General features: G+C 40.5%; 17 protein-coding genes. 6 read left to right on the forward strand and 11 right to left on the reverse strand.

Annotated features, from left to right (window positions below):
- Window positions 1-10: 10 nt before the first annotated feature.
- Window positions 11-1,039: a response regulator gene (locus tag AABI99_RS04560; RefSeq protein ID WP_338363832.1), complete on the reverse strand. Its 1,029-nt coding sequence runs from the start codon at window positions 1,037-1,039 to the stop codon at window positions 11-13.
- A gap of 265 nt (window positions 1,040-1,304) precedes the next feature.
- On the opposite strand from AABI99_RS04560, the gene AABI99_RS04565 reads away from it, so the two are divergent.
- From AABI99_RS04565 to AABI99_RS04575, 3 genes are all read left to right on the forward strand, one after another.
- Window positions 1,305-1,568 carry a GrxA family glutaredoxin gene (locus AABI99_RS04565; protein WP_338363834.1) on the forward strand — a complete coding sequence of 88 codons (264 nt, stop codon included), beginning with the start codon at window positions 1,305-1,307 and terminating at the stop codon, window positions 1,566-1,568.
- A 162-nt stretch (window positions 1,569-1,730) separates the two neighbouring features.
- Window positions 1,731-3,521, forward strand: coding sequence for a DEAD/DEAH box helicase (locus AABI99_RS04570; protein ID WP_338363836.1), 1,791 nt, complete (start codon window positions 1,731-1,733; stop codon window positions 3,519-3,521).
- Window positions 3,522-3,778: 257 nt separating this feature from the next.
- Complete coding sequence (locus AABI99_RS04575; protein ID WP_338363838.1) at window positions 3,779-4,369, forward strand: hypothetical protein; 591 nt, start codon at window positions 3,779-3,781, stop codon at window positions 4,367-4,369.
- Window positions 4,370-4,447: 78 nt separating this feature from the next.
- Here the strand turns inward: AABI99_RS04575 and AABI99_RS04580 are convergent, their stop codons facing one another.
- The 8 genes from AABI99_RS04580 to prmB form a co-directional block, all read right to left on the reverse strand.
- Window positions 4,448-6,004, reverse strand: coding sequence for an AbgT family transporter (locus AABI99_RS04580; protein ID WP_338363841.1), 1,557 nt, complete (start codon window positions 6,002-6,004; stop codon window positions 4,448-4,450).
- Window positions 6,005-6,152: 148 nt separating this feature from the next.
- A complete protein-coding gene (locus AABI99_RS04585; RefSeq protein ID WP_338363843.1) occupies window positions 6,153-6,428 on the reverse strand; it encodes a YfcL family protein in 276 nt (91 codons plus the stop codon).
- Window positions 6,429-6,432: 4 nt separating this feature from the next.
- Window positions 6,433-7,563 carry an ATP-NAD kinase family protein gene (locus AABI99_RS04590; RefSeq protein ID WP_338363844.1) on the reverse strand — a complete coding sequence of 377 codons (1,131 nt, stop codon included), beginning with the start codon at window positions 7,561-7,563 and terminating at the stop codon, window positions 6,433-6,435.
- Window positions 7,553-8,107, reverse strand: coding sequence for an elongation factor P hydroxylase (locus tag AABI99_RS04595; protein ID WP_338363846.1), 555 nt, complete (start codon window positions 8,105-8,107; stop codon window positions 7,553-7,555). The genes AABI99_RS04590 and AABI99_RS04595 overlap by 11 nt, the downstream gene beginning before the upstream one ends.
- Before the next feature lie 101 nt (window positions 8,108-8,208).
- The gene (locus tag AABI99_RS04600) at window positions 8,209-8,856 is read right to left on the reverse strand and encodes a glutathione S-transferase family protein (protein ID WP_338363848.1); all 648 of its coding nucleotides are present in this window, start codon (window positions 8,854-8,856) and stop codon (window positions 8,209-8,211) included.
- A 118-nt stretch (window positions 8,857-8,974) separates the two neighbouring features.
- Window positions 8,975-9,352 carry a DUF4112 domain-containing protein gene (locus tag AABI99_RS04605; protein WP_338363851.1) on the reverse strand — a complete coding sequence of 126 codons (378 nt, stop codon included), beginning with the start codon at window positions 9,350-9,352 and terminating at the stop codon, window positions 8,975-8,977.
- A gap of 120 nt (window positions 9,353-9,472) precedes the next feature.
- The gene (gene aroC, locus AABI99_RS04610) at window positions 9,473-10,570 is read right to left on the reverse strand and encodes a chorismate synthase (RefSeq protein ID WP_338363852.1); all 1,098 of its coding nucleotides are present in this window, start codon (window positions 10,568-10,570) and stop codon (window positions 9,473-9,475) included.
- 59 nt (window positions 10,571-10,629) lie between these two features.
- A complete protein-coding gene (gene prmB, locus AABI99_RS04615) occupies window positions 10,630-11,565 on the reverse strand; it encodes a 50S ribosomal protein L3 N(5)-glutamine methyltransferase (RefSeq protein ID WP_338363854.1) in 936 nt (311 codons plus the stop codon).
- A gap of 151 nt (window positions 11,566-11,716) precedes the next feature.
- Between prmB and smrB the strand changes: the two genes are divergently transcribed.
- Both smrB and AABI99_RS04625 read left to right on the forward strand, forming a co-directional pair.
- Window positions 11,717-12,274: an endonuclease SmrB gene (gene smrB / locus AABI99_RS04620; RefSeq protein WP_338363856.1), complete on the forward strand. Its 558-nt coding sequence runs from the start codon at window positions 11,717-11,719 to the stop codon at window positions 12,272-12,274.
- Between the two features lie 15 nt (window positions 12,275-12,289).
- On the forward strand, window positions 12,290-13,222 hold the full coding sequence (locus AABI99_RS04625) for an AEC family transporter (RefSeq protein WP_338363858.1): 933 nt from the start codon (window positions 12,290-12,292) through the stop codon (window positions 13,220-13,222).
- Window positions 13,223-13,228: 6 nt separating this feature from the next.
- Here the strand turns inward: AABI99_RS04625 and AABI99_RS04630 are convergent, their stop codons facing one another.
- Both AABI99_RS04630 and sixA read right to left on the reverse strand, forming a co-directional pair.
- Window positions 13,229-13,579 (reverse strand): RidA family protein, encoded by a 351-nt coding sequence (locus AABI99_RS04630; RefSeq protein ID WP_338363860.1) that lies wholly within the window; start codon window positions 13,577-13,579, stop codon window positions 13,229-13,231.
- Between the two features lie 15 nt (window positions 13,580-13,594).
- Entirely contained in the window at window positions 13,595-14,065 is a 471-nt protein-coding gene (gene sixA, locus AABI99_RS04635) for a phosphohistidine phosphatase SixA (RefSeq protein ID WP_338363861.1), read from the reverse strand.
- A 182-nt stretch (window positions 14,066-14,247) separates the two neighbouring features.
- Here sixA and AABI99_RS04640 point away from each other — a divergent pair, with 182 nt between their 5' ends.
- Window positions 14,248-16,971 (forward strand): insulinase family protein, encoded by a 2,724-nt coding sequence (locus AABI99_RS04640; protein WP_338363863.1) that lies wholly within the window; start codon window positions 14,248-14,250, stop codon window positions 16,969-16,971.
- Window positions 16,972-16,978: the final 7 nt, after the last annotated feature.

Genomic DNA, 16,978 nt, shown 5'->3' on the forward strand with positions numbered 1-16,978 from the left:
AACCGTGTCCTTAGGCAACTTGCCAAGGCTTAATAAATTCTTCTAATACAGCTTTTGTGACCGGCTTTTGTAGATAGTGGGTAACCCCTTTATCGAAAAGTTGAGCGATTTGTTGCTCTTCAGTGATACCCGTTAAAATGACTTTAGGTGTATTGTCGTTAGGGGTATTTTGTTTATTTAATTGCTGAGCAACGTCGCTACCAAACATTCCAGGCATACGCTCATCTAACAGCAATAAATCAAATGGCTCTTGCTGTGCAATCTGCAATGCAGTTGAACCATTTTCAGCGCAAGTAACTGCACACCCTAGCATTTCAAGCATTACTTTAGTTGCTATTTGACTCGGTAGACTATCATCAGCCACCAATACAGATAATTTGCTATCGGCCCGTGTGTTGTTAATTGCATGGATTAAGTCAGTATCAAAAAAAGGCCATACCAGCACTTGATCAGAAACTGTCTGCTGATTTTGCAATTCACTCACTGCATCAAGAGAACACACTTTGATCCGATTTTCTGCTCTATTTTTTTGAACATCGCTCGCAAGTTCACTGGTCGAAAGGTGACGTACATCCTCGATTACAATAGTATTTTCGGTATCGCTGTCAGCTAATATAACGTTATAATGCTCAAGGCTAGAGCTAGCTAAATACACTATGTTTTGCTGTAAGTCCGCTTTTAAATTTAATACCGATACAGACCTTTTTTTATCATTAAGTGATTGGATAGGCTGTCGAGTTGCTAACAGCCCATGAATATCAATAGAGTACGCTTTGGAGTTGCCATCTACCCAGTAGCTTAAATTTACCCCCTGTAAATTAGCCTCTACAGTTAACACAAAGCTAGTTTTGGCCTTATCTAAGCCGGGCAAAATAAATGCATCACATTGAGCTATCATTTGCTCCGGTAGAACCTGCAAGCAAATATAGTTACATTGCAACTTATTGATGAGTGTAATTGGCACTGTACAGCGCTCATGTATACAAAAACGTGCAATTACCCCTTGTATAATTTCTAAGACATGGCTGTTATGACCCATCACAGTTCCTAAAAAAGAGTAGGTAACTCTCTGGATATCAATTTATATGCCACCTAAATTCACATAGCTAATACGATGAATTTATGAGTTTTAAAAGTACCATTGATTATAAAAAGAAAAATTTTTGCAAATTGCAATTCAAAGTGCGAAGCAAATCACTAATTTATGTGCGTACCATAAAAACAGAATCAACTAATCGATTTTTTGCGCTTTAAATTATTAATTAATCGTTTAATATGAACCCAACTAAATTGAGGAGAGTACAATGCTTACAGTAATTTTTGGCCGTGAAGGCTGCCCATTTTGTGTTCGTGCTAAAGACGTTGCCGAGCAACTAGCTAATGAACGTGATGATTTTAAATACCGTTACATTGATATTATCAAAGAAGGCATCAGCAAAGCGGATTTAGAAAAGTCTGCAGGAAAACCATGCCCTACTGTGCCACAAATCTTTGTTGATCAAACTCACATTGGTGGATTTACCGAATTTGAAGCCTATGCAAAAGAAAACCTAGGCCTGTATAAATAGCGCTTTGTATATAGCTTGTTAACCAGTTTAAAAAATCAGAAATTTAAACTGGTTAAATTTCGACCAACATCAATCACATACAAATTAGTTGTAATTTATACAAGCAATTGCCTCGTATTTCCTATACAATGCGCGCCTCTTTAAATTCGTTGAGGCGTATTAATGTCAGAACCAGTCACGTTTGAATCTCTAAATCTTTCTCCTGCAATTTTAAAGGCAGTTGAAGAGTTGGGTTACAAGACACCATCTGAAATCCAAGCTCAATGTATACCGTTATTGCTAGAAAGAAAGGACGTACTGGGACTAGCACAAACGGGTACAGGTAAAACTGCAGCATTTGCACTGCCGTTGTTAAACAATATTGACCCGTCTGTGAAACAGCCACAGATCCTTGTACTCACACCTACACGTGAGCTTGCGATCCAAGTTGCTGAGGCATTTGAACAATATGCAAAAGGTACTCGTGGTGTTGAAGTGTTAGCACTGTACGGTGGCCAAAGTTACAGCATTCAATTAAGCGCACTTCGTCGTGGCGCACAAATTATTGTTGCTACACCGGGTCGACTAATCGATCACATAAACCGTGGTACTATCAAGTTTGATGCTTTACAAGCACTTGTACTTGATGAAGCCGATGAAATGTTACGTATGGGCTTTATCGATGATGTTGAAAACATCATGGAAAAAACACCGCGCGAAAAGCAAACATGTCTTTTCTCTGCGACCATGCCTAAGCAAATTCAAAACATCAGCAGCAAATATATGAATAACCCTGAACAGGTTCATATTTCTGCTCGCAATTCAACAACATCATCTGTTGAGCAAGTGTTTTGGAATGCAAACGTACACAAAAACAAAGCCATTGTTCGCTTTTTAGAAGCTGAGCAATACGAAGGTGCTATTGTTTTTGTGCGTACTCGTAACGACACAGTACAACTTGCTGAGTTACTAGAGCGTGAAGGCTTCTCTGCTGCACCACTTAACGGTGATATGAACCAGCAAGCGCGTGAGCGCACTGTTGATCGCTTAAAAAGCGGTATGATCAACATTGTTATAGCTACTGACGTAGCAGCACGTGGTCTTGATGTAGACCGTTTAAGCTTAGTTATCAACTACGATATTCCGCAAGACTCAGAAGCCTACGTTCACCGTATTGGCCGTACAGGTCGTGCTGGACGTACAGGTAAAGCTATTTTATTTGTTAAGCATAACGAGCGTTACTTGCTTAAAAATATTATTCGCCATACTAAGTCTGAAATAGCACAAGTAGATTTACCTACTGCAAAAGTAGTTGAAGAAAAACGTATTAATGCATTAAAAGAAAAGCTAACGCTTGCTCTTGAAAATAAAGATATTACGTTCTTTAACGAAGTTGCTGCAAATATGGCACAAAAGCTAGATTTGTCTGTAGAAGATTTAGCAGGCGCTTTGCTATGTTTAGCACAGCAGCAGTCGCCAATAAAAGTTGAAGAAGTTAAGGTTCAACCTCGCAACGAGCGTAATTCTCGTAACGAACGAGGCGATCGCCGTCGTGGTGACCGCCCAGAGCGTAAACCTCGTGAGCGTAATAGCCGCGATGCTGGCCCTATGGATACTTACCGTATCGAAGTGGGTCGTGAGCACGGTGTACAGGTTAAAAACATTGTTGGTGCAATTGCTAACGAAGCTGATATATCAAGTAAGTTTATTGGTGATATCCGTCTTCACGACAGCCACAGCACAGTGCAATTGCCACAAAACATGCCTAAAGATGTACTTGATCACTTCCAAAAAGTGTTTATTTGTAAGCGCCCTATGAATATGACGCTTACACAAGATCAAGGCCCTGCGACTCCTCGCGGTGAGCGTCCAAGCGGCGACAGAAAGCGTAGCTTTAACAAAGACAATCAACGCGGTGATAAGCGTGGCGGTCCTCGTAAAGAACGCCGCCCGGTGAGCTTCACATCTAACTAAGCTATATAGCTTATGTTGTAAAAAACCTTGTCACGAAAGTGCCAAGGTTTTTTTGTTTTAAAACGAGCCGTTTTAAAATTCACCTAGTATGATTACTCCAACGCAAATCAGTTTGCAGAAATTAATATGGCAATTAATAGTTTTTATTAGCAACTAATGCAGAACAGTAAATGCTTATAAATAGGTTATCTTTGATTTTTAAAACAACAAAAATTCTGTAAACTAAATGAAGACTATGATTCACGGATGAATTTACATTGAAAAAATATTATGACAACTTGCTCTTTGCAGCAATAATTGGCTTCCCACTTCTGAGTATTGCCACGCTTATGCTAATGGATTTTACCGATCCACCATTTATTGAAAATAAAATTTATGAGGCTATTTTTTATGTAGCGCTTCCTATTTTTTGTGGGGCTTTATTTATCTATCTTCACGTACTTGTAATCAAAAAATATAGGCGTTGCAGTGAGTACAGACAGCGTCTTAAAGATAGTTTTTCAGATGCAAAAGCTAAATTATCATTAATATTCTCCTACCCTCTACTCCCTTTGTTAGTCTATGCAACTCTCTATTTTTTATTTTCTGCCCCCATTGAGCTATGGGCTTACTACACACAAGGTGACTATTGGTTTAAAGAATATATTCTCACTGATGTACAAGAATGTGGAACTGATTATGAAGATAGTTGCACTCGTTTATATTTTAAAGACCCTAAAACGAATGAAACGCTTGATTTTAGATGGTATGACGATAAGTCCACAATAATGAATAGTAAAAACGATTATGTGTATATTGTTGGTGAGGCGAGTTTATTTGGCTATATAGTGAGAGAGTTAGAAAGGTAATTAGCACTTTTTTACATTGCTGCATTTTTATATAAAAAACCTCACTCAAGTGAGTGAGGTTTATAAATCAAGTTAAAGTTAAGGTAACGCAGGGTAAACGTAGCTCGCATCTAAGCCTAACGGAATTCCGAGTGCCCAATACCCTAACAAGAATATGCTCCAACCAATCATAAACGCGATTGAGTAAGGGATCATCAGCGCGATAAGCGTACCTATGCCGGTATCTTTAACATATTTTTGGCAATACACTACAACCAGTGGGAAGTACGGCATAAGTGGGGTAATTATGTTTGAGCTAGAATCCCCTATTCGGTAAGCCGCTTGGGTTAAATCGGGTGATATACCTAACTGCATAAGCATAGGTACAAAAATAGGCCCAAGTAATGCCCACTTTGCTGAGCTTGAACCTACAAATAGGTTTACAAAGCCGGTCAAAAAGATAATACCTATCACTGTTACAGCGCTTGGTAACTCCATTGCTTTTAAAAGCTGCGCTCCTTCAATGGCCATTAATGCTCCTAAGTTAGAGTTAGAAAACGCCGCAATAAATAACGCGCAAAAGAACGCCATGACAATGTAATAAGCCATACCACTCATTGCGGTACTCATCGCATCTATCATATCTTTTGAGGTTTTAAAGGTGCCAACGGTAAAACCATATACGGCACCAGGTATCCAAAATAATAAAAAGATTAAAGGCACAATAGATTGCATAAGGGGCGATCTAAAATTAGTCAGTGAGCCATCGGCACTGCGCATTGCTGAGTCAGCAGGAGCGGATACAAATGCAAGTAAAGCAAGGCCTGCAATCATTACGCTACTGGCTATAAAAAAGGCGCGTTTTTCATCACTTTTAGCTTCATCGAAGGCAGGCAAGTTTTGAGTATCTTCATTAAGCGCTGTATTTTTTAAGCGCGGTTCAATTATTTTGTCAGTAATATACCAGCCTAATAAAACAATAAATAAACTCGAAGCAGAGGTGAACGCCCAATTATTAAGAGGGTTAATCGACATATCGGGGTTTATAATTTGCGCTGCACTTTGGGTAAAGCTTTGTAGTAATGGATCTATCCCTGATGGGATAAAGTTGGCACCAAATCCACCGCTAACGCCTGCAAACGCTGCAGCAATACCCGCTAGCGGGTGTCGCCCTGCGGCAAAAAATATTACCCCAGCTAGAGGGATCACCAATACATAGCCCGCATCAGTTGCTGTATGGCTTACAATAGCAACCAAAATGACTGAAGGGGTAAGCAGTTGCCTTGGGGTCACTTTAAGCATGAGCTTAAGGCCTGTGTTGATATAGCCAGAATGTTCAGCCACTCCCACACCTAGCATAGCAACCAGTACCACGCCTAAAGGAGCAAACCCTGTAAACGTTTTAACCATGGAAGATAAAAACGAGGCGAGCGAATCACCCTCGAGTAAATTATTTACCACAATCGCTTGGCCTGTACGGGGGTCTAACGCGTCAAAACTTACGCCAGACAATAACCACGAACACAGCCAAATAAGTAACATAGCGAATAAGAAAATAATCGCAGGATCCGGGAGTTTATTACCTACTCGCTCCACAAAATTTAAAAAACGTGCGATTACCCCTGAAGGTACCGCAGCTTGGTTATTATTATTCATTTAAAGCTCCTTAAACAGGTTTAAGTTACAATATACGATTAGTGAGTAACAGTAAATTAACTAATAAATCTATTTTGGGCACAAGTAAAACATAAAAAAAGCGGTTCCTGCATGGTAACCGCGTTTTTATAGCTAAATGCCCACTGTTTTAAGCAAGCGCTTTCACTTCATCCCACAGTCTCACGACTAAAGCTTTATCTTCTTCGTTTAGCTCGCCATTGCGGTATGCTTTTACTAAGCTTTGCTCCACGGTTTCGTTGAGCTCATCAATAGAAATTGTCAGCTCTTCTACTTGTGCATAGCCTACTGCAAGGTCGTAATGTCCGCGCAAGTAACCACCAGCGAACAGCTCATCATCTGTTGCTTTAATCACTAAATCATCAAAGTATTGCTGCGCAGCATCAATATAATTCACTAAACTCATTGTGTTACTTCTCCTGGTTTTCATAACCGACAGCATACATAATATGGTCGTTATAGCCGGTGGTTACTTTAATGTAACCTGTTAATTCATCATCTAAAGCGCTGTCGCCGGTGTCACAAATAAGTGGACGCCCGTTCAACGCGTGTAATTTGATTTTAGTTGCCACCACAATAATGTTTTCTTTGCCAATAGTGCGAATAAGCTCAGGGCTTAGCTGCTGATTCCCTCGCCCAAAAATATGGCCTTGACCACCAATAAGGGTAATAATTAGTTTGCTCTTATGCCCGTGCGTGTAATCAAGCAGCTGCCGAGCTGTTAGGTCTTTCGCAACTAAAGTTTGATCTTTAATTAAATCAACGCCTAATAGAGTATTATCCAGCCCCATTTCCTGCATTATTGCTTCAACAGTTGAGCCACTCCCCATGATGTAATAAGTATCTTCATCCATTTCACTCACTACATGTGCAGCTATATCTGCAAGTACAAGCTCATCCGTTTCCTTACCGCCATTTTTTACAGCTTGCACATAACGGACTTCGCTTGGTATTTGCATTTCACCGTAGCGTTTAGCTTTTACGGTGCCTTGCCTAAACGCCTCTTCGTCAATATCCATAACATCAGCATCAGCAAGTGTCACAAGCTCACCTGTAACTAACATTTCGACTACGCGCCCTGCTGCTTTAGGTGTAATGGCATAAACGCCAGAATGAATTTTACAGCCAGCTGGTACACCTAGCACTGGGATGGTGTCTTCTATGGCATGACAAATATTACGTGCCGTGCCATCACCCCCTGCAAAAAGCACTAAGTCTACGTCTAAACTTTTGAGCAGCTTAGCGCTTGCTTCTGTATCATCGCTACTAGTAACTGAATTAGCGGTGTAAATTACTTCAACATTAAAGCCCAATTTACGCGCCGTTTTTTCACCCATATCGCCATTTACCGTATAAATGGTTAACTTATCTTTATACGGTACTAGCACTTCAAGCGCAGCCTGTGTACGAGTGTTAGCCTTAGCTTGCGCACCAAGTTCTATCGCCTTTGCAGCCGTGTTTTCACCATCGCTGCCTTTTAACGCAACACTGCCACCAAGTCCTGCAACAGGGTTAATAATTAAGCCTAACTTAAACTGCATTTTGTAAATCCTCAGGGTGGTGCCAATTAAATTGCAAAGCGGTTAACGGCCACGGTGTTTTATAAAAATCACTTAACGCTTTTAATAATGCATGGGTACGTGCGTTAACCCCCTGCTCTAATAACATTAATACTTGCTGGTGTACTCGCGCCTGAAAATCAAACCGGCACGTTTGCTCGCCGTTTAAATTATCTACCGACACGTTAAAATCAAAGCCAGCAGCGGTGCTGAGCATCCACTCTATGGCTTGTGGCTTTATTTCTACGCTTTCAAATTCAGCTTGTTGGTGTTTATCTCGCCCATCAGGGCAATACCAATAACCATAATCTTCAAGCTCTCTGCGTTTATTGCCAGCCACTAACCAATGCGCTATTTCATGTAGGGCACTGGCGTAAAAGCCGTGTGCAAATACAATTTGATTAAACCCATGGGTATTATTGGCAGGTAGATAAATAGGCTCATCATCGCCTTTTACTAAGCGAGTGTTATGGCTTTGATAAAAAACACTATCGAAAATAGATATAAGATCGGCAATATGATGCATAAAAACTGATTAATTCGTCTCGGTTACAGCGCAAAATTAGCGCACTAAAAACGAGACGAATTGTACGGGCTTTTACCTTTAAAGTAAAAGTGATGAGGAAGTTAAACCTCCTCACCCGCCTCATCACACTCTACTCTATCTGTTTCAGTTAGTGCTTGCGTAATCCATGTTTGCAATACGGGGCAGCGCATTACAAAATCACAATATTGCTGCGCCTGTTCTGATAGTGTAATTTGATAGGTTTTTAAGCGCAGTACAATGGGGACGTACATCGCATCGGCAATACTAAAGCCGCCAAAAAACCATTCATTGGGAAACACATCTTGTTGCTGCGAAAATATCTCATCTATGCGCGCTATGTCTTTTAGTGCTTCGTTTGAGAGCGTTACTTTACGGGTTGCGCGTATATTCATTGGCATTTCATTGCGAAGTGCCATAAAGCCCGAATGCATTTCAGCGCTTAACGCACGTGCTTTAGCTCTTTGGGTAATGTATTTTGGCCATGCCGCACCTGATAGGTATGCATCGTTAATATATTCACAGATTGCGAGCGAGTCCCACACTTGCAAATCACCATCAATTAACGCCGGCACTTTTTGAACGTGAAAATGTTGTTTAAGTTCGTCGTAAAAATCACTGGTGTCGAGCACAAGCTGAGTTTCGTCAAACACGACATCAAACTTACTCATTAAATACCATGCACGTAGTGACCAGCTAGAATAGTTTTTATTACCGATAAATAATTGCATTTTGTGTATTCCAAAGTGAATAGGCAGCCCTACTTTACTCGGTGATTAAAAAACCAACAACAGTTTGTTTTTTATTTTTGATTCTAAACTTAAGCTACTAAAAAAAATAGGTTTAGTATCAGTTAGCTAACTGACTATTCAAGTGTTTTTTTAAAAGCCGCGTATTACGGGTATTGGCTTTAAAAAATGCATCAAATATATCGCCAAAAAATGGTACTAAGCCGCCTACAAAATCAATCAGCATATTAATGACTATCTTGGTTTTAATGCGTTTACTCACACCTAAGCGCTGCGCTTCTATAAGTACATAGCTTGATAAGATAAGCCCTGCCGCATCCCCTATAACAGGAATTAAACCAATTACAGCCTCTAGGCCTAAATTAAATTTAGTAAAAGGGATGCCAATGCTGCTGTCGGTAAGCTTACTAAAGCGCTCTAGCCTTGTAATAGCAGCTTGAGTTTCAAGGTGTGTGTTAATGCGCTTAATATCATTCATGATTACTCTCCTCCTTAAAACAGTATATAGCGCAAACTTGAACAACTCCTGAAAGGCTTAAAAGTGAGTTTTAAGTATAAAAAAACGCGGTAGTCCGCGTTTTTATTAAAATATTAACTGTTAAACAGAGCCGTTAATTGGCCCATGTTCATGGTTAACATGCGGGTTTTGGCCGCGCTGGCGCAGTAAATGGTCCATTAGTGTAATGGCCATCATTGCCTCAGCAATAGGAATTGCACGAATACCAACACACGGATCGTGACGCCCTTTGGTGATCATCTCAACCGCTTCGTTTTCAGTATTAATGCTTTTACCTGGAATCGTAATGCTTGATGTTGGCTTAAGCGCAATAGAGGCAATAATATCTTGCCCTGTAGAAATACCAGCAAGTACGCCACCTGCGTGGTTTGAAGTAAAGCCATCTGGGGTTAACTCATCACGATGCGCTGAGCCTTTTTGCTCTACTACATCAAAGCCATCGCCAATTTCTACACCTTTAACGGCATTAATGCTCATGAGTGAATGCGCAATTTCAGCATCTAGCCTATCAAATACAGGTTCGCCTAACCCTACAGGTACATTGCTCGCCACTACTTTTACTTTAGCGCCCACTGAGTCACCTTGTTTTTTTAGGTCTCGCATGTACTCGTCGAGCGCTTCTAATTTGCTTGCATCAGGGAAAAAGAATAAGTTGTTTTCAACTTCATCCCAGTCGTAGCTTTCGGCTTTTATTGGCCCCAGTTGGCTTAGGCATGCTTTTACTTCAATACCATGAAACTGCTTTAAGTATTTTTTAGCAATGGCGCCTGCCGCTACACGAATTGCGGTTTCACGCGCAGAAGAGCGGCCACCGCCGCGATAATCACGCAGGCCGTATTTGTGCCAGTAAGTGTAATCGCCATGACCTGGGCGAAACACATCTTTAATTTTACCGTAGTCTTTTGAGCGCTGATCGGTATTTTCAATTAGTAAACCAATACTGGTGCCTGTAGTTTTACCTTCAAAAACGCCTGAAAGAATTTTTATTTGATCGTCTTCACGGCGCTGCGTTGTATAGCGGCTTTGTCCGGGTTTACGACGGTCCAAATCAATTTGTAAGTCAGCCTCTGTGATCTCAAGGCCTGCGGGAGTGCCATCTACAACACCACCTAGGGCAACGCCGTGGCTCTCACCAAAGGTGGACACTTTAAATAACTGCCCTATGCTATTACCTGCCATTAACTTTCCTCATTCCTAATGACTACTTAACATTGCCGAGCGTACGCTCGGCCTAAAATTTATTTTGCAAAATATGCATCAAGCTGCTTTTTGCTTATTACAAATACACCTAAGCCACCTTGCTCAAACTCTATCCATTCAAACGGTGCCCCTGGATACAATGCTTCCATATGTACCATAGAGTTACCCACTTCAACAAATAACAAACCGTTATCTGTTAGATGATCGCTAGCCTCATCTAAAATGGTACGAGTTACATCTAAGCCATCATGCCCCGAAGCTAAACCAAGCTCAGGCTCATGATGAAATTCGCGCGGTAAATCAGCCATGTCCTCAGCATCAACATAAGGAGGGTTTGCGACTATTAGGTCATACTTTTGCCCTGGCACACCACTAAATACATCAGATTGAATGGGCAAAACACGCTCGCCTAGCATGTAATCATTTATATTTATATCTGCCACTTCAAGAGCTTCATACGATATATCAACCGCATCTACTTGCGCAGTTTCAAATGCCTGAGCAAGTGCAATGGCAATGCACGCAGAGCCTGTGCATAAATCTAAAATGCGGTTAACGCTTTGCGGCTGCTCAAGCCATGGCGAAAATTTATTAGCAATAAGTTCTGCAAATGGCGAACGTGGAATTAACACACGCTCATCAACATAAAATGGCATACCGGCAAACCAAGCAATGTTTGTTAAATAAGGAACCGGTGTGCAATCATTTATACGTTCAGCGATTAAACCCGCTAAGCGGTTTTTTTCTGTGCTTGTTAACCGCGCATGCATTAACTCTTTGGGGGCATCAATAGGTAAACTTAGTGCAGGAAGTAGTAAGCTAACAGCTTCATCCCACGCGTTATCTGTGCCATGTCCAAAAAATATTCCACTACTTGCAAATTGGCTTGTGGTCCAGCGTAACCAGTCATGTAACGTTGACAGCTCTGCAACTGCTTCATCAAGTGTTGCTTCTTCTATTTGTAAATCACTCATATTTTTTACCTGCTTTAGCTAACTGACTGTTTTGAGTCTTTGCAACGATTGCATTGCCTAACTGTGCTGAGCAAATTACAATTGCCCATCAGTTTTGTATTGTAACGCCTTTTGCGCTGCGTTTTTACGTTTTTTTGTTTAGGTAAAATTTATGAAAAAAAACACCTCGTCACAATCGCCCCTAAGCAATGACGACATAGACCTTTTTCGTCAAACAATTTCTGGCGCTAAAGTGTTTAAACAAGACACCCATAGGTTTGACACAAAACCTAAAGTGTCACAAGCGAAGCAATTTGCCCAGCAAAAAAAGCAGGTTGAGTCAGAGTTTTTCTTTTCTGACGAATACATTCCCGATATAGACACAAATAGCACTATTAATTATGTACAAGATGGGCACGACACTTTTTTAGCAAAACAGTTACGCCGCGGCGATTACGCTCCAGATCTAACGCTTGACTTACATGGACTTAATAAAGAGCGTGCCAAAGATGAACTTGCAGGACTTATACACGAGTGCAAAAAACAGCATTATTACTGCGCATGTATAGTACATGGCATTGGCGAGCGCGTGTTAAAACACAAAGTACCGCAGTATTTGGTACAGCACCCCGATGTAATAGCCATGCATCAAGCACCGCTTGAATACGGCGGACGAGGCGCGGTGCTGATCTTAATTGATTTACCACAAAGTGATGAGTTTAGACGCTAATTTTAGGAAACATTCGTGCAAATTTTTTCGATTATTTTTCCCTTAATCTTTCTTGTCGCACTAGGCTATACCTGTTGTTATTTAAAATTTTTTAATCAACAGCACATTGCGGGTCTAAGTAAGTTTACTTTTTATGTAAGCTTACCCGCTTTCTTAATGCTCAATATGTCGCAAATAAATTTGCAGCAAAGTATTAGCCTCGAAGCATTTTTAAGCTTTTATATTCCTGTATTAGCTGTATTTACATTGGGCATATTTATCGATAGGTACTATTTAACTAAACAAGCCAATGCTGGAAATTACCAACAGCACAGTGTATTCGCTCTTGCCGGTAGTTATTCAAATATGGTGTTAGTAGGTATACCCATTGTTATTGCCTCGCTTGGTAAAGACATGATTGCTATCGCTTTTATGATCATTACATTTCATAGCACACTGCTTTTTGCATTAACCTACTTGATAGGCGCAAAGGGGAATGCTGATGACTTCTCATGGCTAAAATTTGCTAAAAATATGATCCTTAATCCAATTGTATTAAGTATTGGCTGTGGGTTATTGTTGAATGTATCGGGAGTTACCTTATTTGCTAATTTAGCCAACTCTCTCGAGCTACTCGCCAGCCCAGCTATTACATGTGCTTTATTTGTATTAGGCGCTAATTTGGTATTTTATAAAGTAGCTGCAAATTGGCAGCCAGCACTTATCGCTTCATTGTTAAAAATACTGATATTACCTGCTGTTGTTTTTGTAACAGCCACGTGGGGGTTTGAGCTAGATAGTCAAATTCGTAACGTACTGGTATTGCTAAGCGCCTCACCTGTTGGTGTTAATGCGTATTTAATTGCGAGCCAGTTAAATACGCATCAAGTCACGCTTGCCGGTGCTGTGGTGCTTTCAACGGTATTGAGTGTAGTAAGCTTTTCATTTTGGCTTGCTGCGCTTTTATAAAAACGCTTATTTAAGTGCAGCCACTACCGAAATTTCAACCAATAGTGCATCGCGTGCCATTTTAGCTTCAACACAGGCACGTGCCGGTGCATAGCCTTCTGGCACCCAGGCATCCCATACCGCGTTCATATCAGCAAAGTATTCCATGCTTTTAACGTAAATTGTCGCGCTGAGCATATGCTTTTTTGAACTACCCGCCTGTTCAAGTAATGCCTCTACTTTGTCGAGCATAGTTTGTGTTTGCTCTGTTATCCCTTTTTCTGCATCTGCGCAAACTTGCCCGCATAAATAAACGGTTCCATTATGTTTAACTATACGGCTCATACGAGCTCCCGTTTCAAGACGTTCTATACTCATTTTTATCTCTGTTCTTTAAATATTATCAGGTGCGTTAATGTTAACATATTCACTGCGCTGTGTGATTTCATCATACTGAATTACAGCAACTGCTGCAGTGTTGAAAATAGGCATATTACCTGGACTAAGCTGGTCAACTAAATAGCTGACAATTGGCATGTGAGCGACCACTAGCCAAGTATTGCATTGCGGGTGCATAGCAATAAGTGTTTCTAAGTAATCAGCAGCTACTTGAGGCTTACCTTCGGGAAGTATATCGCTGCAGGTTTCATTAAATTTAAAGACATTATTTTTTTCAACTTCTTTAGCTGTTTGCTGGGCGCGAGAGTAAGGGCTTACCAACAATGCATCTACGTTAAAATGTTTTTGCAACCATAAGCCCATTTTTTCTGCTTCTGCATGGCCTTTCGGTGTGAGGGTTCTTGCTGCGTCGTTAGCTTGCATCGGTGTTGCTTCGCCATGGCGCATAATTAAGAGTGTTTTCATAAAAAATCAACCGATTGATGAATATAAAACAGTAGCCAGTTTGCCTATTTGTCCGCTATATTACTATTATTCCAAAGAATAATTCTTTCATGATATTCAGGTAAATCTTTTCTCTAATTTTTCGCTGTCCTGAAGCTATCATCTGTTATTAACACATAAACGCTTAGTTTCAGGAGCATCATTTGAATATCAGCCGCAATGATAACAGAGCATACCGTGCCCTTACACTCGACAATGGGCTAAAAGTATTATTAGTGCAAGACAAAGATTCAACTAAAGCTGCTGCTTCTATGGCGGTTAACGCTGGGCATTTTGATGATCCCCTTGACAGGCAAGGCCTTGCACATTTTTTAGAGCACATGCTTTTTTTGGGCACTGATCACTACCCTGACTCCGGTAGTTTTAATAATTTTGTGTCTCAATCGGGCGGTAATACCAACGCGTGGACCGGCACTGAGCACACGTGTTATTACTTTGATATTAATAATCAAGCCATTGAAAAAGCACTTGTGCAGTTTAGTCGTTTTTTTATAGCACCGTTATTAAAGCCAGAAGAAACTGAAAAAGAACGCAATGCGATAGAGGCCGAGTTTAAATTAAAAATAAAAGATGATGGGCGTCGTATTTATCAAGCGCATAAAGAAACCGTAAACCCAGCCCACCCTTTTGCCAAATTCTCTGTCGGTAACTTACATACCCTCGCCGACAGGGAGCGTTGTATAAGTGATGAGCTAAAAGAGTTTTTTAATACACACTATCAAGCACAATGGATGACACTAGTAATCTGTGCCAACGAGCAGCTTGATACAATGGCAAATTGGGTAAATAACTATTTTAGTGATATTAAAGGCAATAAAAGTGTATTTAAACCGATAATTAGCGAGCCGTTATATCGTCCACAAGATATAGGTAAAATTTTACATATAGAGCCTCACAAGCACATGCAAAAACTCATTATTAGTTTTGCTATGCCCAATATTGATGACTTTTATCGCCACAAAACCGTCAGTTTTATAGCGCATTTGCTAGGTTACGAAGGAGCCGGTTCGCTGTATTCTATTTTAAAAGAACAAGGGTGGATTAATGCGCTTTCTGCTGGCGGAGGTATAAACGGGAGCAACTTTAAAGATTTTAACATTAGTATGGCGCTTACCGATGAGGGCATTGAGTACTTTGAAGATATAGTAGAAATAGTGTTTGAGTATATCTGCCTAATTAACAACAACACCGACAAATTGCCACGCCTATACCAAGATAAAAAAAACTTATTGCAAATTGCATTTGATAACCAAGAAAAATCGCGCTTAATTGATTGGGTGAGTAACTTAAGTATCAACATGCAGCATTACGACGAAGTTAACTACGTACAAGGTGATTACCTAATGGAGGGCTTTAATAAAGCCGCTCACGAGATGGCCATGCAATGGCTTACACCTCATAACATGCGCTTAGTGCTCATTCACCCTGATGTTGAGCCTGAGCGCAAAACAGCCTGGTATAATACCCCTTACAAAGTAGAAGCTATTTCATCACAGTGGCTAGATTCACTCGCGCACATAAATAAACCGCTTAGTACTATGCTACTGCCTACAGCAAACCCTTATTTAGCTAAAGATGTTATTTTATATGATGTGCAAGCGCCCCAAACTAAACCTCATTTACTCGTTAAAGAGCCTGGTTTTAACTTTTGGTTTAAACAAGACAACACATTTAGAGTTGCCAAAGGACATTTTTATTTAGCCATGGACTCACACTTTGCAGTCAAAGATGTAAAGCACATGGCCTTAACTCGTCTTTTTAGTGATTTATTTATGGACAGCGTAGGCGAGCAGTTTTACCCCGCAGAATTGGCCGGTTTAAGTTATCACTTAACTTCGCATCAGGGCGGATTAACATTACATACAGCCGGACTCTCTACCAGTCAGCTAGAGTTAGTGGAGCAACTATTAGACACCCTATTCAATGTTGATATTTGCGCTCGACGCTTTGCCGAATATAAAAAACAGCTGGTTAGGCACTGGCAAAGCAGCAACCAAAATAAACCTGTCAGCACTTTATTTAGTGTGTTAGGCGCTAAAATAATGCCATGGAATCCACAGCCAGAGGAGCTAGCAACTGCGCTTAAAAACACCTGTTTTCAGCAATTTAATGAGTTTCGAGCCGAGTTTTTTAGCGCCTTACATGTTGAGGCTTTTCTGCATGGTAACTGGCAGCAAAACGAAGCAAAAATGTTTCATAAAAACGTAACAAAGCATTTAAAAAATACCGCTGCGATTGATGATTTATCGCGTCCATTGAAAGAAATAAAGCACGTTACCTGTAGCGAGCTTGAACTGGCCTGTAGCGACAATGCCATGGTCATTTACTACCAGGCACAAACTGCAACAGTTAATGAAAAAATAAAACTAATGATACTCAACCATATCATTAACCAAGACTACTTTAATGAGCTGCGTACCACACAGCAACTAGGTTACTTAGTTGGCTCTGGCTACGCGCCATTTAACACGCGAGCCGGTATTGCTTTTTATATTCAATCTCCTAAGTTTGATGCCCAAACCTTATTAAAAAGGCACAATCATTTTTTAAATCAGTTTCTTGTTAGTTTGGATACCCTCGATGAATCGACTTGGCAACAGCATAAGCAGGGGTTGGCAACGCATATCGCCGAAAAAGATAAAAACCTACGATTACGCTCGCAACGTTTGTGGCTCGCCATAGGCAATAAAGATCATGATTTTAATATGCAAAAACGCTTACTAGCCGCTCTGCACGCCCTCAGCTTAGACGAAATGAAGCACTACACCATTGCGATATTTTCAAAAGACAGGCCAAGATTCGAGTTGTTAAGTAATGCAAAAGTAACTAAATCGCAAAAAATACCGCTTTGCTCGCAATCTCTTTGACTCTGTA

This window comes from uncultured Pseudoalteromonas sp., assembly GCF_963922945.1.
Taxonomy (GTDB): domain Bacteria; phylum Pseudomonadota; class Gammaproteobacteria; order Enterobacterales; family Alteromonadaceae; genus Pseudoalteromonas.